The sequence below is a fragment of the Caballeronia sp. AZ10_KS36 genome (genome assembly GCF_023631105.1).
In the GTDB taxonomy this organism is placed as follows: domain Bacteria; phylum Pseudomonadota; class Gammaproteobacteria; order Burkholderiales; family Burkholderiaceae; genus Caballeronia.
Window position 1 is genome coordinate 82,616 of sequence record NZ_JALQDQ010000023.1, and the last position, 14,822, is coordinate 97,437.

Sequence of the window (14,822 nt, forward strand, 5' to 3'; positions counted from 1 at the left end):
GTCAGGGATTCGCGCCGGTCGCGACGGGACGGCCGGGATCGGCGCTCCATTCGCTCCACGAGCCGGGATAGAGCGCGGCGCCGTGCAGCCCGGCGATTTCCATGGCGAGCGCGTTGTGGCACGCCGTCACGCCCGATCCGCATTGCAGCACCACGCGATCCGCGGGCGTCTCGCCGATGAGCGAGGCGAACGCCTCGCGCAGTTCGTGTGCCGTCTTGAAACGGCCTTCCTGCGTCAGATTGTTCTTGAAGAAGTGGTTCAGCGCGCCGGGAATGTGGCCGCCGACCGGATCGATCGTTTCGTTCTCGCCGCGATAACGGTCGGCGGCGCGCGCATCGATCAGCAGATGATCGCGCGTGCCGATACTGCGTTCGATCGCTCGCGCATCCACGGTCACTTGCAGCGGCTGGCCGGCCTTGAACGTGCCCTGCGTCTTCGGCGGCACGGCCGTGTCGAGCGGCTTGCCCGCAGCCTCCCACGCTTGCAGGCCGCCATCGAGCAAGGCGACGGAATCATGCCCGAGCCAGCGCAAAAGCCACCACAGACGCGCGGCGTACATGCCTCCTTGCGCGTCGTAAGCGACGACCTGCTGGCCTTCGTTCAAGCCGAAGCTCGCGAGCTTCTCGACGAGCGCGGCGCGCTCCGGCAACGGATGCCGGCCGTTCGTGCCGGTTTTCGCGCCGGACAGGTCGCGGTCGAGATGCAGGTAATGCGCGCCGGGAATGTGGCCGGCGGCGTAGGCCGTTTCTCCGGCTTCCGGCGCGGCGAGATCGAAGCGGCAGTCGAAGACGAGCACGCTGCCGGGCGCGTCGGCGAGCCATTGGGCGAGATTGGCCGCTGAAATGAGCGTGGTGTAGTGAGTGTGCGGCATGGCGGCTCCTGATATCTTCGGCAAGGACTTCGAAGTGGATGAACGCCTAGTGTAAACAAGAAAACGGGCCCGAAAGCCCGTCTCTTGTGATCATGCGCCGCGCTCAGATGCTGCCGAGCTGATGCCGCAGGAACTCATGGAAGTGCTGCATGCCGGATTCCATCGGGCTTTGATACGGCCCGACCTGATTCTCGCCGCGCGACATCAGCGCGCGACGGCCCGCGTCCATGCGCTCGGCGATTTCATCGTCCTCGCGTGCGGTTTCCATGTACGCGGCGCGCTCGGCCTCGATGAACTCGCGCTCGAACAGCGCGATTTCCTCGGGGTAATAGAACTCGACGATGTTCGTCGTCTTCTGCGTGCCGCGCGGAATGAGCCACGACACGACGAGCACGTGCGGATACCACTCGATCATGAGACCAGGGTAGTACACCATCCAGATGGCGCCGAACTCCGGCGGCGCGCCGTTACGGAAGCGCAGGACCTGGTCGTGCCACTTGCGGTACGTCGGGCTGCCGGGCTTCTCCAGATTCTTGTGGACGCCCACCGTCTGCACGCTGTACCAGTCGCCGAATTCCCATTCGAGGTTGTCGCACGACACGAAACTGCCGAGACCCGGATGGAACGGCGCGACGTGATAATCCTCCAGATAGACCTCGATGAAGGTCTTCCAGTTGTAGTTGCACTCGTGCACTTCGACGTGATCGAACATAAAGCCCGAAAAATCGAAGTGACGCGCCGTGCCGAGCTTGGCGAGATCGGCCGCGACGTTGCGGCCCTCCGCCTCGAAGAGCAGGCCTTGCCAGTTCTGAAGCGGCGTAGCGCCGAGATTCAGGCACGGTTTGTCGGCGAAGTGCGGCGCGCCGAGCAACTGGCCGCTAAGATCATAGGTCCAGCGATGCAGCGGACAGACGATGTTCTCCGCGCTGCCGCGCCCGTTCAGCATGATGGCCTGACGGTGACGGCACACGTTGGACAGCAGTTCGATGTTGTTCTGCTGATTGCGGACGAGCACGCGCCCTTCGCCTTCGCCCGGAAGCGCGAAATAGTTCCCCGCTTCGGGGACCATGAGTTCGTGCCCGATATAGCGTGGACCTTGCTTGAAAAGTACGTCGAGTTCGCGCGTAAGAAGCGCTTCGTCAAAGTAAGCCGTGACTGGCAGTTGACTATGAACAGCCTTCAACTGCAATGCATTGCTCAGATTGGACATTCCCACTCCCGATGAAGACGTGAAAGCAGTGAACAACCCAACCATCGAAGATTCGATTTAGGGAGCCCGCGATTATACCGAAATCCGCCTCGCCGGGGCGCATAAGGTCTTGATTTGGGTATAAATTGTCGCGAGAGTTCCTACAAATGCGCATTTAGCTGATTTGGCGCAAGCATCGTGCCGCATGCATGCAGCGCGACGCGGCGGCGCCGGACGCGCGGGTGGCCGTCGCGTCACGCGCACGGGTTGCGGGTCGAAAAATCGGCTTTTGCCGTAGAATGTGCGACTTGGTTCCAATTTTCACCGCACATCCACGATTCATGGCGAAGACCGCAGAAGACGCAACAAGCGAAGAAGCCCGCGCCGATGCGCCGGGCGCGGACAGCGCGCCGCTTCCGCAGAATTACGAAGCGGCGCTGGCCGAACTCGAATCGCTCGTCGCGCGCATGGAAGAGGGCGCGTTGAGCCTCGAAGAATCGCTTGCCGCGTACCGCCGGGGCGCGGCGCTTGTCGGCTTTTGCCAACAACAGCTCGAAAAAGTCGAGCAGCAGGTTCGCGTGCTCGACGGCGAGACGCTCAAGCCGCTGCCCGGCGACGCAGAACGCGCGACGAACGACAACGGGGACGACGATCTATGACCTTCGAACAATGGATGCGCGCCACGCTCGACCGCGTCGAAACCGCGCTCGAGCACTATCTTCCCGGCACGGACGTCGCGCCGGCGCGCCTGCATGAAGCCATGCGCTATGCCGTGCTCGGCGGCGGCAAGCGCGTGCGTCCGCTTCTGGTTCACGCGGCCGGCGAACTGACGGGCGCGAGCGCGCAGGCGGTCGAAGCAGCAAGCGCCGCGCTGGAAATGATCCACGTCTATTCGCTCGTGCACGACGACATGCCCGCGATGGACGACGACGCACTGCGTCGCGGCAAGCCCACGGTACACATTCAATATGACGAAGCGACGGCGCTGCTCGTCGGCGACGCGCTTCAGTCGCAGGCGTTCATCGCGCTGACAGTCGAAGGCAATGGTCTGTCGGACCGCCAGCAGGCCGCGCTCGTGCGCGAACTGGCGGTCGCGAGCGGCTCCGTCGGCATGGCGGGCGGGCAGGCCATCGACCTCGAAAGCGTCGGGCGCAAGCTGTCGCGGCCCGAACTCGAAACCATGCATCGCAAGAAGACGGGCGCGTTGCTGCGCGCGTCGGTGCGCATGGGCGCGCTTGCAGGCGACGAGCCGGGCGCGGACGTGCTCGCCGCGCTCGATCAATACGCCGCCGCGGTCGGGCTCGCGTTCCAGGTCGTCGACGACATTCTCGACGTCACGGCCGATTCCGCGACGCTCGGCAAGACCGCCGGCAAAGACGCGCAGCATGACAAGCCGACTTACGTGTCGATCATCGGACTCGACGCGTCGCGCGAACTCGCGGCGCAGTTGGGCCGCGACGCGCACGCCGCCATCCAGCCGTTCGGCGCTCGCGCGCAGCGCCTCGCCGAACTTGCCGACCTGGTCGTGAACCGGGCGCATTAATTGTTGAACGCGTGACGAGGCCCACGGCGCGAAACCGAATTGTCGCGCTGAACGAATCACGCCAGTTTTCCTAAATGGGACGACGATGTACGACTTGCTGAAAACCATCGACGATCCGGCCGATTTGCGTGCCCTCGATCGACGCCAACTGCAGCCGCTTGCGGACGAACTGCGGGCCTACGTGCTCGACAGCGTGTCGCAGACGGGTGGCCATCTGTCGTCCAACCTCGGCACGGTCGAGCTGACGATCGCGCTGCATTATGTGTTCGATACGCCGAACGATCGTATTGTCTGGGACGTCGGCCATCAGACGTATCCTCACAAGATTCTGACCGGACGTCGCGACCGGATGCCGACGCTGCGTCAGCAGAACGGCATTTCGGGCTTTCCGCGCCGCAGCGAATCCGAGTACGACACGTTCGGCACGGCGCATTCGAGCACGTCGATCTCGGCGGCGCTCGGCATGGCGATCGCGAACAAGCTGCAGGGCGACAACCGTTATTCCATCGCCGTGATCGGCGACGGCGCGATGACCGCGGGCATGGCGTTCGAGGCGATGAACAACGCGGGCGTCGCCGACGACCTGCCGCTGCTCGTCATCCTCAACGACAACGACATGTCGATCTCGCCGCCGGTCGGCGCGCTGAACCGCCATCTCGCGCGTCTGATGTCGGGCCGCTTCTATGCCGCCGCCCGCGCGGGCGTGGAGCGCGTGCTGCGCGCCGCGCCGCCGGTGCTCGACCTCGCGCGCAAGCTGGAAGAGCACGCCAAAGGCATGATCGTGCCGGCCACGCTCTTCGAAGAGTTCGGCTTCAACTACATCGGCCCGATCGACGGCCACGATCTCGACTCGCTCATTCCGACGCTGCAAAACATCAAGGAACTGCGCGGTCCGCAATTCCTGCACGTCGTCACGAAGAAGGGCCAGGGCTACAAGCTCGCGGAAGCCGATCCGGTGCTCTATCACGGCCCCGGCAAGTTCAATCCGGCCGAAGGCATCAAGCCCTCCACCGCGCCGTCGAAGAAGACCTACACGCAGGTCTTCGGCGAATGGCTCTGCGACGCCGCCGCGCAGGATTCGCGCGTGGTCGGCATCACGCCTGCCATGCGCGAAGGCTCGGGCATGGTCGAGTTCGAAAAGCGTTTCCCGGACCGTTACTTCGACGTCGGCATCGCCGAGCAGCACGCGGTCACGTTCGCGGGCGGTCTGGCTGCGGACGGCATGAAGCCGGTCGTCGCCATTTATTCGACGTTCCTGCAACGCGCGTACGACCAGTTGATCCACGACGTCGCGTTGCAGAATCTGCCGGTCGTTTTTGCAATCGACCGCGCGGGTCTGGTCGGCGCGGACGGCGCGACGCACGCGGGCAATTACGATCTCGCGTTCCTGCGCTGCATTCCGAACATGACGGTGATGGCCGCATCCGACGAAAACGAATGCCGCCAGATGCTCTACACGGCGCTTCAGCAGCCGAACCCGACGGCCGTGCGCTATCCGCGCGGCGCGGGCACGGGCGTCGCCACCGTCAAGCAGATGACCGCCATTCCGCTCGGCAAGGGCGAAATCCGCCGTCAGTCGTCGCAGAAAATGGGTTCGGGCAAGCGCATCGCGATTCTCGCGTTCGGCACGATGGTCGCGCCGTCGCTGGCCGCCGCCGAGGAACTGGACGCGACCGTGGCGAACATGCGTTTCGTGAAGCCCGTCGACGCGGACCTGCTGCGCGAACTGGCTGCAACGCACGACGCGCTCGTGACGGTCGAGGAAGGCACGATCATGGGCGGCGCGGGTTCCGCGTGCGTCGAGGCGCTTTTGGCAAGCGGCGTCGTGAAGCCGGTGCTGCAACTCGGCCTGCCGGACGTGTTCATCGACCACGGCGATCCTGCCAAGCTGCTCGCGAGCGTCGGGCTGGATGCGGCCGGCATTGCACACTCCATCCGCGAGCGTTTCCTGTCCGCAGTCGAAGCGGCGGGCAAGCTGACCAAGCGCGTCGCCTGACGCGGAACCGGCCACGGGCGCTCGGGGCGCGCCGTTCATCGGCAATGGCCGCAGTGTTTTGCATACGGCGCGGGCTTCGTCCCGCGCCGTATGCGTTTCACCGTTTAGCGCCGCTCGCGTGAGCGTCGGTGCAAATAGGACATAAAAATATGAATCAGATGAATCCCGCCTTCGTGATGCCGGACATTCAGAGCACGCCCGACACGCGTCAGATCGCGATTCAGCGCGTGGGCGTGAAAGGCGTGCGGCACCCGTTGTCGGTGCGCACGGAAAGCGGCGTGCAGCCGAGCGTCGGCGTGTGGAATCTCGACGTGCATTTGCCGGCTGATCAGAAGGGCACGCACATGTCGCGCTTCGTCGCGTTGCTGGAAGAGCACCGCGAGCCGCTCGATCAGGCTGCGCTTTGCACCATGCTCGCGTCGATGCTCGCGAAACTCGAAGCGCATTCGGGCCGTATCGAAGTGACGCTGCCGTACTTCGTGATGAAAACCGCGCCGGTCTCTGGCGTGCAGAGCCTGCTCGATTACGAAGCGACGTTCATCGCCGAGAAGCGCGACGGCCAAACGCGTCTGACGCTGAAAGTGCTCGTGCCGGTCACGAGCCTGTGCCCATGCTCGAAGAAGATTTCGCAGTACGGCGCGCACAATCAGCGGTCGCACGTGACGATCACGGCGGAACTGGCGGGCGAGGTCGCGGTGGAAGAGCTGGTGCGCATTGCGGAAGAAGAGGCGTCGTGCGAGTTGTGGGGGCTGCTCAAGCGCCCCGACGAGAAGTTCGTGACCGAGCGCGCGTATGAGAATCCCAAGTTCGTCGAGGACCTCGTGCGCGATATCGCGACGCGGCTGAACGCGGACGAGCGCATCGTCGCCTACGTGCTCGAAGCGGAGAACTTCGAGTCGATCCACAATCACAGCGCGTATGCGGTGATCGAGCGCGACAAACGCTAATGGCGTGACGTGATCGAGTTGAGCGAAAGCCGGTCCCAGAGACCGGTTTTTCTCTTGCGTGTCGTGGCGCGTGGGTGCCGTTCGTCTCGCCGCCATTGTCTCCGGAACGCGCCCGCCCGTAGAATGCTCTCCCGACCTTCACGAGCATACGGAGGGCATCTTGATCCTGATCGGCCAATACGATTCTCCGTTCGTGCGGCGCGTCGCCATCGCGCTGACGCTGTACGACATGGCGTTCGAGCATCGCCCGTGGTCCGTGTTCGGCGATGCCGACAAGATCGCGCCGTTCAACCCGCTGATTCGCGTGCCGACGCTCGTGCTCGATTCGGGCGACGCGCTGATCGAAAGCGCGATGATTCTCGATTATCTCGACGAACAGGCGGGTCCCGGACGCGCGCTGATCGCATCAGCGGGCGCAGCGCGGCGCGAGGCGCTGAAGGTGTGCGCGCTTGCCACAGGCCTTGCCGACAAAGCCGTCGCGCTCGTCTACGAGCGTGTGCTGCACAAGGAAAAATCGCAAGCGTGGGTGGATCGCTGTACGGGGCAGGTCGAGCGCGTACTGGACGTACTCGAAGCCGACCGCGCCGCGCGCCCGACGCCGTACTGGTTCGGCGATTCGATCGGTCATGCGGACATCGCCGTCGCGTGCGCGCTGCGCTTTGCGCGCGAAGCGCATCCGCAGCTTTTCGGGCAAACGCGCTGGCCGTCGCTGATCGGTCACGCGGACCGCTGCGAGACGCTGCCGGTGTTCAGTGCCATCGTGCAGCCGTTCAATCCGCCGAAATAGCCAGTCAGGCCCGAGCGAGCGCGGTGAGATCCCAGCGCGGCTTCACGGTGAACGCGTAGTCGCGCACGGCCTGCTCCGGCCAGCGCGCGAGCCGCAGCGCGCCCGCTAGCGCGATCATCGCGCCGTTGTCCGTGCAGAGCGACAAGTCCGGATAGTGAACGTCGAAGCGCCGCTTCTGCGCCGCCGCCGACAGCGCCTCGCGCAACTGCCGGTTTGCGCCGACGCCGCCCGCCACGACGAGCCGCTTGAGGCCCGTCTTCTTCAGCGCCGCCAGCGATTTCGCGACGAGCACGTCGACGGCGGCATCGACGAAACCGCGTGCGAGATCCGCCTTCGCCTGTTCGCAGACATTGCCGCCGGATGCGTCCAGCTTGCGGCTGTGCGTCAGCACGGCGGTTTTAAGGCCGCTGAAGCTGAAGTCGAGATCGCCGGAATGGAGCATCGGGCGCGGCAGCGCGACGGCGCCCGGCGTGCCGAATTCGGCCAGGCGCGAGACTTCCGGCCCGCCCGGATAGCCGAGCCCGAGTAGCTTCGCGGTCTTGTCGAAGGCTTCGCCGGCGGCATCGTCGAGCGTTTCGCCGAGCGTCTCGTAGACGCCCACGTCCGTGACGCGCATCAGTTGCGTATGGCCGCCCGACACCAGCAGCGCGACGAACGGAAACGGCGGCGGCGAATCGACCAAAAGCGGCGAGAGCAGATGCCCTTCCAGATGGTGAATGCCGACCGTCGGCTTGTCCCACGCCATCGCGAGCGCATTGGCGATGCTCGCGCCGACCAGCAGCGCGCCCGCGAGCCCCGGCCCTTGCGTGAACGCGATAGCGTCGATGCTTTCGCGCTCGACGCGCGCCTCCGCCATCACCTGTTCGAGGAGCGGCAGCGCGCGGCGGATGTGATCCCGCGACGCGAGTTCCGGCACCACGCCGCCGTACTCGCGATGCATGGCGATCTGCGAGTGAAGGGCGTGCGAAAGCAGGCCGCGCTCCGTGTCGTAGAGCGCGAGGCCGGTTTCGTCGCAGGAACTTTCGATGCCGAGAACGAGCATGGGGGTGACATCCATTGGGTGCATCAAAGCGAACCGAAAAGTATAGCAGCGGGCCGAACGGCGCGTTTCGCGGCGGCAGTTACAATGCGCGGCATGGAATCCTTCGATATCGCCGTCATCGGCGCGGGCGCGGCCGGCATGATGTGCGCGGCCGTCGCGGCTCAGACGGGCCGGCGCGTCGTGCTCATCGACCACGCCGAGCGTCTCGCCGAGAAAATCCGCATCTCCGGCGGTGGGCGCTGCAACTTCACGAACATCAACGCGCAGCCAGCCAATTTTCTGTCCGCGAATCCGCATTTTTGCCGTTCCGCGCTCGCCCGCTACACGCCGCGCGACTTTCTCGCTTTGCTCAAGCAGTATCGCGTGAAGTGGCACGAGAAGCACAAGGGCCAGCTCTTCTGCGATGACTCCAGCGAGACGATCATCGACGTGTTGCGCAGCGAGTGCGACGCGGGCGGCGTCGCGTGGCGGCGTCCGGTGAGCGTGCATGCGATCCGTCACGACGGCGCGCGTTTCGCGCTCGATACGACCGCCGGCGCGATAGGCGCGGCTGCGCTCGTGATCGCGACGGGCGGGCTGTCGATTCCGAAGATCGGCGCGACCGACTTCGGCTACCGCATCGCGAAGCAGTTCGGCCATAAGCTCGTCGATACGCGGCCCGCGCTGGTGCCGCTCACGTTCACCTCGGCCGACTGGGCGCCGTTCGCCGCGCTGTCGGGGCTTTCGCTGCCGGTGCGCATCAGCACGGGAAGCGGCAAGACGCGCGGCGAGTTCGACGAAGACCTGCTGCTCACGCATCGCGGGCTGTCGGGTCCGGGCGTGCTGCAAATTTCGAGCTACTGGAATCCGTCCGAGCCGATTCGCGTCGATCTGCTCCCCGACCTCGACGCCACCGAACTGCTTCTGGAAGCGAAAGCCGGATCGCGCAAACAGATCGGCAACTTCCTCTCCGAATACGTGCCTGCGCGCCTCGCGCACGCGTGGCTCGACGCGCAGCGCGTGCCCGTCGATGCCCGCCTCGCCGATCTCCCCGACCGCACGCTTAAAGGCATCGGCGCGTCGCTGTCGGGCTGGACGCTGACGCCGAGCGGCACCGAGGGCTACCGCAAGGCGGAAGTCACGCGCGGCGGCGTCGATACGCGCGAACTCTCGTCGGCCACGATGATGAGCGAACGCGTGCCGGGCCTCTTCTTCGTCGGCGAGGCGGTGAACGTCACCGGCTGGCTCGGCGGCTACAACTTCCAGTGGGCGTGGGCGTCCGGCGTGGCGGCGGGAAAGGCGGCGTCGGAATACGCGCACGGCGCCGCGAAAGTCGCCTGAGCCGTCCGCGCGGCAGGTGTTTCACCGGTCTCGAATCGCAGACCCGTTTGCTATACTCGGACGGTCATCGAAGGAGTTCGCGCGCCTTTCGCCGCGCTTCTTCGCTCTGGCTGACGCGACCCGCGGCGCGCATCGCTGCAAGCTCCAGAAGGCCCGCTTACAGTCCCGCTTGAGGAACGTCCCCAAGCGGGTTTTTGCTTTCGCAGCGCAGGAAGTCAGCCGAAATTCTTTTTGCAATTGCACCGGGTGAAAGATGAGCCTCAAGGACCAGATCAACGACGACATGAAGTCGGCCATGCGCGCGCGCGAAACCGAGCGCCTCGGCACGATTCGCCTGCTGCTCGCAGCCATCAAGCAGCGTGAAGTCGACGATCGCGTGACCCTCGACGACGCGGGCGTGACCGCCGTCATCGACAAGATGATCAAGCAGCGCAAGGACTCGGTGAGCCAGTTCCAGGCCGCAGGCCGCGACGATCTCGTTGCGAAGGAAAACGCAGAGCTCGCCGTGCTTGCCGCGTACATGCCCGAGCAGCTTTCCGCCGATGCCATCGCCGCCGAAGTGCAGGCCGCCGTCGCCGCGACGGGCGCAGCGGGCCCGCAGGACATGGGCAAGGTGATGGGCGTGCTCAAGCCGAAGCTCGCGGGCAAGGCGGACATGACCGCCGTTTCCGCGCAGGTGAAAGCGGCGCTCGCGAAGTAACCGACTCCGCGCTCGCATCCGGTGATTCCTCACGCATTTCTGCAGGATCTGCTCAACCGCGTCGATATCGTCGACGTGGTGGGCCGCTACGTCCAGTTGAAGAAGGGCGGCGCGAACTTCATGGGCCTGTGCCCGTTTCACAACGAGAAGAGCCCGTCGTTCACGGTCAGTCCGACCAAGCAGTTCTACCATTGCTTCGGCTGCGGCGCGCACGGCACGGCCATCGGCTTCCTGATGGAGCACACGGGGCTCACGTTCCCCGAAGCCGTCAAGGACCTGGCGCAAGGCGCGGGATTGACGGTGCCGCAGGAGCCGTCGAATTCGTTCCGCGGCGGCGGCTATGGCAGCGAAAGCGCGCCGAGCAAGGCGGTGAGCGTCGCGCTCACGGAAGTCATGCAGACCGCCTGCGATTTCTACCGGAAGCAGTTGCGCGCGGCGCCGGACGCCATCGCGTATCTCAAGAAGCGCGGGCTGACCGGCGAGATTGCGGCGCGCTTCGGCCTCGGCTACGCGCCGGACGGCTGGCAGAACCTGGATGCCGCGTTTCCCGATTACCGCAACGACAATCTCGTCGAAGCGGGCCTCGTGATCGTCAGCGAGAAGACCGACGCGCAAGGCCAGCCGCGCCGCTACGACCGCTTTCGCGAGCGCGTGATGTTCCCCATCCGCAACGTGAAGGGCAATGTCATCGGCTTCGGCGGGCGCGTGCTGGACGGCGGCGAGCCGAAGTATTTGAATTCCCCCGAAACGCCGCTATTTAGCAAAGGCAGCGAGCTTTACGGCCTGTTCGAAGCGCGTCTTGCGATTCGGGAATTGGGCTATGCGCTCGTCGTCGAGGGGTATATGGATGTCGTCGCGCTCGCGCAGCTCGGCTTCGCGAACGCGGTCGCCACGTTGGGCACGGCCTGCACGCCCGTCCACGTGCAGAAGCTCTTCCGTCAGACCGACACCGTGGTGTTCAGCTTCGACGGCGATTCGGCCGGCCGACGCGCCGCGCGCCGTGCGCTGGAAGCGGCGCTGCCGCACGCGGCGGACAACCGGACCATCAAGTTCCTCTTTCTGCCGAAAGAGCACGATCCGGACAGCTACGTGCGCGAGTTCGGCGCGGACGGCTTCGGCGAGCAGGTCGACCGCGCCATGCCGTTGTCGCAGTTCCTGCTGAACGAAGTGCTGAACGACAAGGAGCTGGAGCAGCCCGAAGGCCGCGCGAAGGCGCTCTTCGACGCGAAGCCGCTCCTGCAGGCGCTTCCGGCCAACGCGCTGCGGGTGCAGATCCTGCATATGCTGGCAGACCGGCTCGCGACGCCGTTCACGGAAATTGCGGCCCTCTGCGATATCGATTCCCGGGCGGCGGCCGTCGCCCGCGCGTCGGTGCCGAAGAGCGAGCGGCGTCGCGTGACGGGGCAGGAACAGCGGGCGCTGCGCAATCTGGTCATGTATCCGGGCATCGCGGCATCGCTCGATGAAGAGAGCGAACGCACGCTCGTGACCATGACCGAGCACGGCGAGCTTTTCAGCGAAGTGCTCGGCCACGTGCGCGAACTGGGCGGCGCGGCGGAATTTCAAATGTTGTCGGACGTTTTGAGAAATGCAGCAAATGCGCCGACCTACGAGGATATCTTCCAGGAAATTCTCGCCTATGATGAAAACGTGCGGGATTTGCTGTTACGCGACCCGTCCGACGAAGACGCCGCGCAACGCGTCGACGAGCAGAAGCGCTTGCTGACCGAAGAGTTGCTCGCCACAGTCGTCAAGCTGCGGCACGACAGTTATCGCGCGCGGCTCGATCAACTGGCGCGGCAGGCGAGCCTCTCGGCGGAGGAGGTGGCGGAGTTCTCGGATCTGTCGGCGAAAGTCGCGCAAATCAAGGCGGGACGGGCCGCAAGCCCGGATCGGGAAAAGTGAACTGCTATAATAAAAAGTTGAAAATTCGTTGCTTTTTTTCAACGATTTGTACGAATTCGCTGGCTAGCGCAGTCTGAGCGGCGAGACGTACGGAAGCTTTGAGGGAATTTGCGAGAGTTGCAAGGGCGCTGGCTGAATCGGCTGTCGCGGCGCGCGCAAGGGCGGTTTCGCCTCGAGCGGGGCGCGACACATAGAACAGGCGGATAAGCACGCCGACGAACAGACGGGCGCAAGGGAAGCGGCTGCTATTGCGGGTAGGAGCGATTCGCGTTCGAGCGCATCGCTCGGACCGCGGTAGCGCCCCGGGCAGGGCACGCAGCCAGGCAGGTCGAGGCACGTGCGCATTGGGTATTCACGGTTCCATCGGTTGCCGTCCGGCAGCCGCGAGTCGAGACTAGAGCCTGTATGGCGAACTCCATGACGAAAAAGCTGAACGATGTACCCGTCGAAGACGACGCACCGCAAACTGCAGAGCCGGCCGCCGCACCCGCGGCGAAGGTCGAAAAGGCCAAGGCACGCGACCGCCGCGCCAAGGAGAAGGCGCTTCTGAAAGACGCGTTCGCGTCGAGCGCGCCCGGCACGGTCGAAGAACTGGAGGAGCGCCGTTCGAAACTGCGCGCGCTCATCAAGCTCGGCAAGGAGCGCGGGTTCCTCACGTACGCCGAAATCAACGATCACCTTCCGGACAACTTCACGGAAACCGAGGCGATCGAAGGCATCATCAGCACGTTCAACGACATGGGCGTGGCGGTGTACGAGCAGGCGCCCGACGCCGAGACGCTGCTTCTGAACGACAACGCGCCGAACGCCTCGGCCGACGACGAGGTCGAGGAAGAAGCCGAAGTCGCGCTCTCCACGGTCGATTCCGAGTTCGGCCGCACGACCGACCCGGTGCGCATGTACATGCGCGAAATGGGCACGGTCGAGCTGCTGACGCGCGAAGGCGAAATCGAGATCGCGAAGCGTATCGAGGACGGCCTCAAGCACATGGTCATGGCGATTTCCGCCTGCCCGACGACCATCGCGGACATTCTCGCGATGGCCGAACGCGTGCAGAACGAGGAAACGCGCGTCGACGAACTCGTCGATGGCCTGATCGATCCGAACGCGGAAGACACCGACGGCTTTTCCGAACAGGAAGCCGAGGCGATCGAGTCCGAGGAAGAGGAAGCCGACGAGGAAAGCGACGAAGAAGAGGACGACGATGACGGCGCCGCGCAGGCGAGCGCCAACGCCGCCCAACTGGAAGCGCTGAAGCGCCAGTCGCTCGAAAAGTTCTCGCTCATCAGCGAGTGGTTCGACAAGATGCGCCGCGCGTACGAGAAGGAAGGCTACAAGTCGAAGGCGTACCTGAAGGCGCAGGAAGCCATTCAAACCGAACTCATGTCGATCCGCTTCACGGCGCGCACCGTCGAGCGCCTGTGCGACACGCTGCGCGCCCAGGTCGATGAAGTGCGCCAGGTCGAGCGGCAGATCCTGCATACGGTCGTGGACAAGTGCGGCATGCCGCGCGCCGAGTTCATCGCCCGCTTTCCGGGCAATGAGACGGACCTCGACTGGGCCGACAAGGTCGTCGCGGAAGGGCACGATTACAGCGCGGTGCTGGAGCGCAATATCCCGGCGATTCGCGAACAGCAGCAGCGTCTGCTCGATTTGCAGGCGCGCGTGGTGTTGCCGCTGAAGGACCTGAAGGAAACCAATCGCCAGATGGCGGCGGGAGAACTGAAGGCGCGTCAGGCGAAGCGCGAAATGACGGAGGCCAATCTGCGCCTCGTGATTTCGATTGCGAAGAAATACACGAACCGCGGACTGCAATTCCTCGATCTGATTCAGGAAGGCAATATCGGCCTGATGAAGGCGGTGGACAAGTTCGAATATCGTCGTGGCTACAAGTTCTCGACTTACGCGACGTGGTGGATTCGCCAGGCCATTACGCGGTCGATTGCGGATCAGGCACGCACCATTCGTATTCCGGTTCACATGATCGAGACGATCAACAAGATGAACCGTATCTCGCGGCAGATTTTGCAGGAGACCGGATTGGAACCGGATCCGGCGACGCTTGCCGAGAAGATGGAAATGCCCGAGGACAAGATCCGCAAGATCATGAAGATCGCGAAGGAGCCGATCTCCATGGAAACGCCGATCGGCGACGACGACGACTCGCATCTTGGCGACTTCATCGAGGATACGAACACGGTGGCGCCTTCCGACGCTGCGCTGCATGCGAGCATGCGGGACGTGGTGAAGGACGTGCTCGACTCGCTGACGCCGCGTGAGGCGAAGGTGCTGCGGATGCGCTTCGGCATCGAGATGAGCACGGATCACACGCTGGAGGAAGTGGGCAAGCAGTTCGACGTGACGCGTGAGCGCATTCGCCAGATCGAGGCGAAGGCGCTGCGCAAACTGCGTCACCCGAGCCGGTCGGACAAGTTGAAGTCGTTCCTCGAGGGTAATTGATGCGTGTCTCGGGCTTGTATTGAGAGACGTTGTAAGGCAAACTCGCAGACCTTCGAGAGTCG

General features: G+C 64.5%; 12 protein-coding genes. 9 read left to right on the forward strand and 3 right to left on the reverse strand.

The features are described from left to right. Nucleotide 1: 1 nt before the first annotated feature. Nucleotides 2-871 carry a sulfurtransferase gene (locus NCR35_RS14885; RefSeq protein ID WP_244849838.1) on the reverse strand — a complete coding sequence of 290 codons (870 nt, stop codon included), beginning with the start codon at nt 869-871 and terminating at the stop codon, nt 2-4. A gap of 103 nt (nt 872-974) precedes the next feature. After that, on the reverse strand, nt 975-2,081 hold the full coding sequence (locus NCR35_RS14890; protein WP_244849839.1) for an aromatic ring-hydroxylating oxygenase subunit alpha: 1,107 nt from the start codon (nt 2,079-2,081) through the stop codon (nt 975-977). A gap of 320 nt (nt 2,082-2,401) precedes the next feature. Here NCR35_RS14890 and NCR35_RS14895 point away from each other — a divergent pair, with 320 nt between their 5' ends. The 5 genes from NCR35_RS14895 to NCR35_RS14915 all read left to right on the forward strand — a co-directional run bounded on the left by NCR35_RS14895 (nt 2,402) and on the right by NCR35_RS14915 (nt 7,333). Next, nucleotides 2,402-2,719, forward strand: coding sequence for an exodeoxyribonuclease VII small subunit (locus NCR35_RS14895; protein WP_244849840.1), 318 nt, complete (start codon nt 2,402-2,404; stop codon nt 2,717-2,719). Next, on the forward strand, nt 2,716-3,603 hold the full coding sequence (locus NCR35_RS14900; RefSeq protein WP_250534921.1) for a polyprenyl synthetase family protein: 888 nt from the start codon (nt 2,716-2,718) through the stop codon (nt 3,601-3,603). Before NCR35_RS14895 ends, NCR35_RS14900 begins: the two co-directional genes overlap by 4 nt. Nucleotides 3,604-3,688: 85 nt before the next feature. Then, nucleotides 3,689-5,599: a 1-deoxy-D-xylulose-5-phosphate synthase gene (gene dxs / locus NCR35_RS14905; protein WP_244849842.1), complete on the forward strand. Its 1,911-nt coding sequence runs from the start codon at nt 3,689-3,691 to the stop codon at nt 5,597-5,599. A 149-nt stretch (nt 5,600-5,748) separates the two neighbouring features. Next, nucleotides 5,749-6,546, forward strand: coding sequence for a GTP cyclohydrolase FolE2 (folE2, locus tag NCR35_RS14910; RefSeq protein WP_250534922.1), 798 nt, complete (start codon nt 5,749-5,751; stop codon nt 6,544-6,546). Between the two features lie 160 nt (nt 6,547-6,706). Next, nucleotides 6,707-7,333: a glutathione S-transferase family protein gene (locus NCR35_RS14915; RefSeq protein ID WP_250534923.1), complete on the forward strand. Its 627-nt coding sequence runs from the start codon at nt 6,707-6,709 to the stop codon at nt 7,331-7,333. Between the two features lie 4 nt (nt 7,334-7,337). On the opposite strand, the gene tsaD is transcribed toward NCR35_RS14915, so the two are convergent. Then, nucleotides 7,338-8,375, reverse strand: a complete 1,038-nt coding sequence (tsaD, locus tag NCR35_RS14920) for a tRNA (adenosine(37)-N6)-threonylcarbamoyltransferase complex transferase subunit TsaD (RefSeq protein WP_250534968.1) — start codon at nt 8,373-8,375, stop codon at nt 7,338-7,340. Between tsaD and NCR35_RS14925 the strand changes: the two genes are divergently transcribed. The 4 genes from NCR35_RS14925 to rpoD all read left to right on the forward strand — a co-directional run bounded on the left by NCR35_RS14925 (nt 8,268) and on the right by rpoD (nt 14,760). Further along, complete coding sequence (locus NCR35_RS14925; RefSeq protein ID WP_502801678.1) at nt 8,268-9,695, forward strand: BaiN/RdsA family NAD(P)/FAD-dependent oxidoreductase; 1,428 nt, start codon at nt 8,268-8,270, stop codon at nt 9,693-9,695. The two genes, tsaD and NCR35_RS14925, sit on opposite strands and share 108 nt — an antisense overlap. 253 nt (nt 9,696-9,948) lie before the next feature. Continuing rightward, the gene (locus tag NCR35_RS14930; RefSeq protein ID WP_250534925.1) at nt 9,949-10,395 is read left to right on the forward strand and encodes a GatB/YqeY domain-containing protein; all 447 of its coding nucleotides are present in this window, start codon (nt 9,949-9,951) and stop codon (nt 10,393-10,395) included. Between the two features lie 21 nt (nt 10,396-10,416). Continuing rightward, a complete protein-coding gene (gene dnaG, locus NCR35_RS14935) occupies nt 10,417-12,300 on the forward strand; it encodes a DNA primase (protein ID WP_250534926.1) in 1,884 nt (627 codons plus the stop codon). Between the two features lie 405 nt (nt 12,301-12,705). Beyond that, on the forward strand, nt 12,706-14,760 hold the full coding sequence (gene rpoD, locus NCR35_RS14940; RefSeq protein ID WP_250534927.1) for an RNA polymerase sigma factor RpoD: 2,055 nt from the start codon (nt 12,706-12,708) through the stop codon (nt 14,758-14,760). Nucleotides 14,761-14,822 lie beyond the last annotated feature (62 nt).

Coding starts and splice junctions, on each gene's coding strand:
- NCR35_RS14890 (WP_244849839.1), bottom strand. CDS start 2,081: ATGTCCAATCTGAGCAATGCATTGCAGTTGAAGGCTGTTCATAGTCAA.
- NCR35_RS14900 (WP_250534921.1), top strand. CDS start 2,716: ATGACCTTCGAACAATGGATGCGCGCCACGCTCGACCGCGTCGAAACC.
- NCR35_RS14895 (WP_244849840.1), top strand. CDS start 2,402: ATGGCGAAGACCGCAGAAGACGCAACAAGCGAAGAAGCCCGCGCCGAT.
- folE2 (WP_250534922.1), top strand. CDS start 5,749: ATGAATCAGATGAATCCCGCCTTCGTGATGCCGGACATTCAGAGCACG.
- NCR35_RS14885 (WP_244849838.1), bottom strand. CDS start 871: ATGCCGCACACTCACTACACCACGCTCATTTCAGCGGCCAATCTCGCC.
- NCR35_RS14930 (WP_250534925.1), top strand. CDS start 9,949: ATGAGCCTCAAGGACCAGATCAACGACGACATGAAGTCGGCCATGCGC.
- dxs (WP_244849842.1), top strand. CDS start 3,689: ATGTACGACTTGCTGAAAACCATCGACGATCCGGCCGATTTGCGTGCC.
- rpoD (WP_250534927.1), top strand. CDS start 12,706: ATGGCGAACTCCATGACGAAAAAGCTGAACGATGTACCCGTCGAAGAC.
- tsaD (WP_250534968.1), bottom strand. CDS start 8,375: ATGCTCGTTCTCGGCATCGAAAGTTCCTGCGACGAAACCGGCCTCGCG.
- NCR35_RS14925 (WP_502801678.1), top strand. CDS start 8,268: ATGCATGGCGATCTGCGAGTGAAGGGCGTGCGAAAGCAGGCCGCGCTC.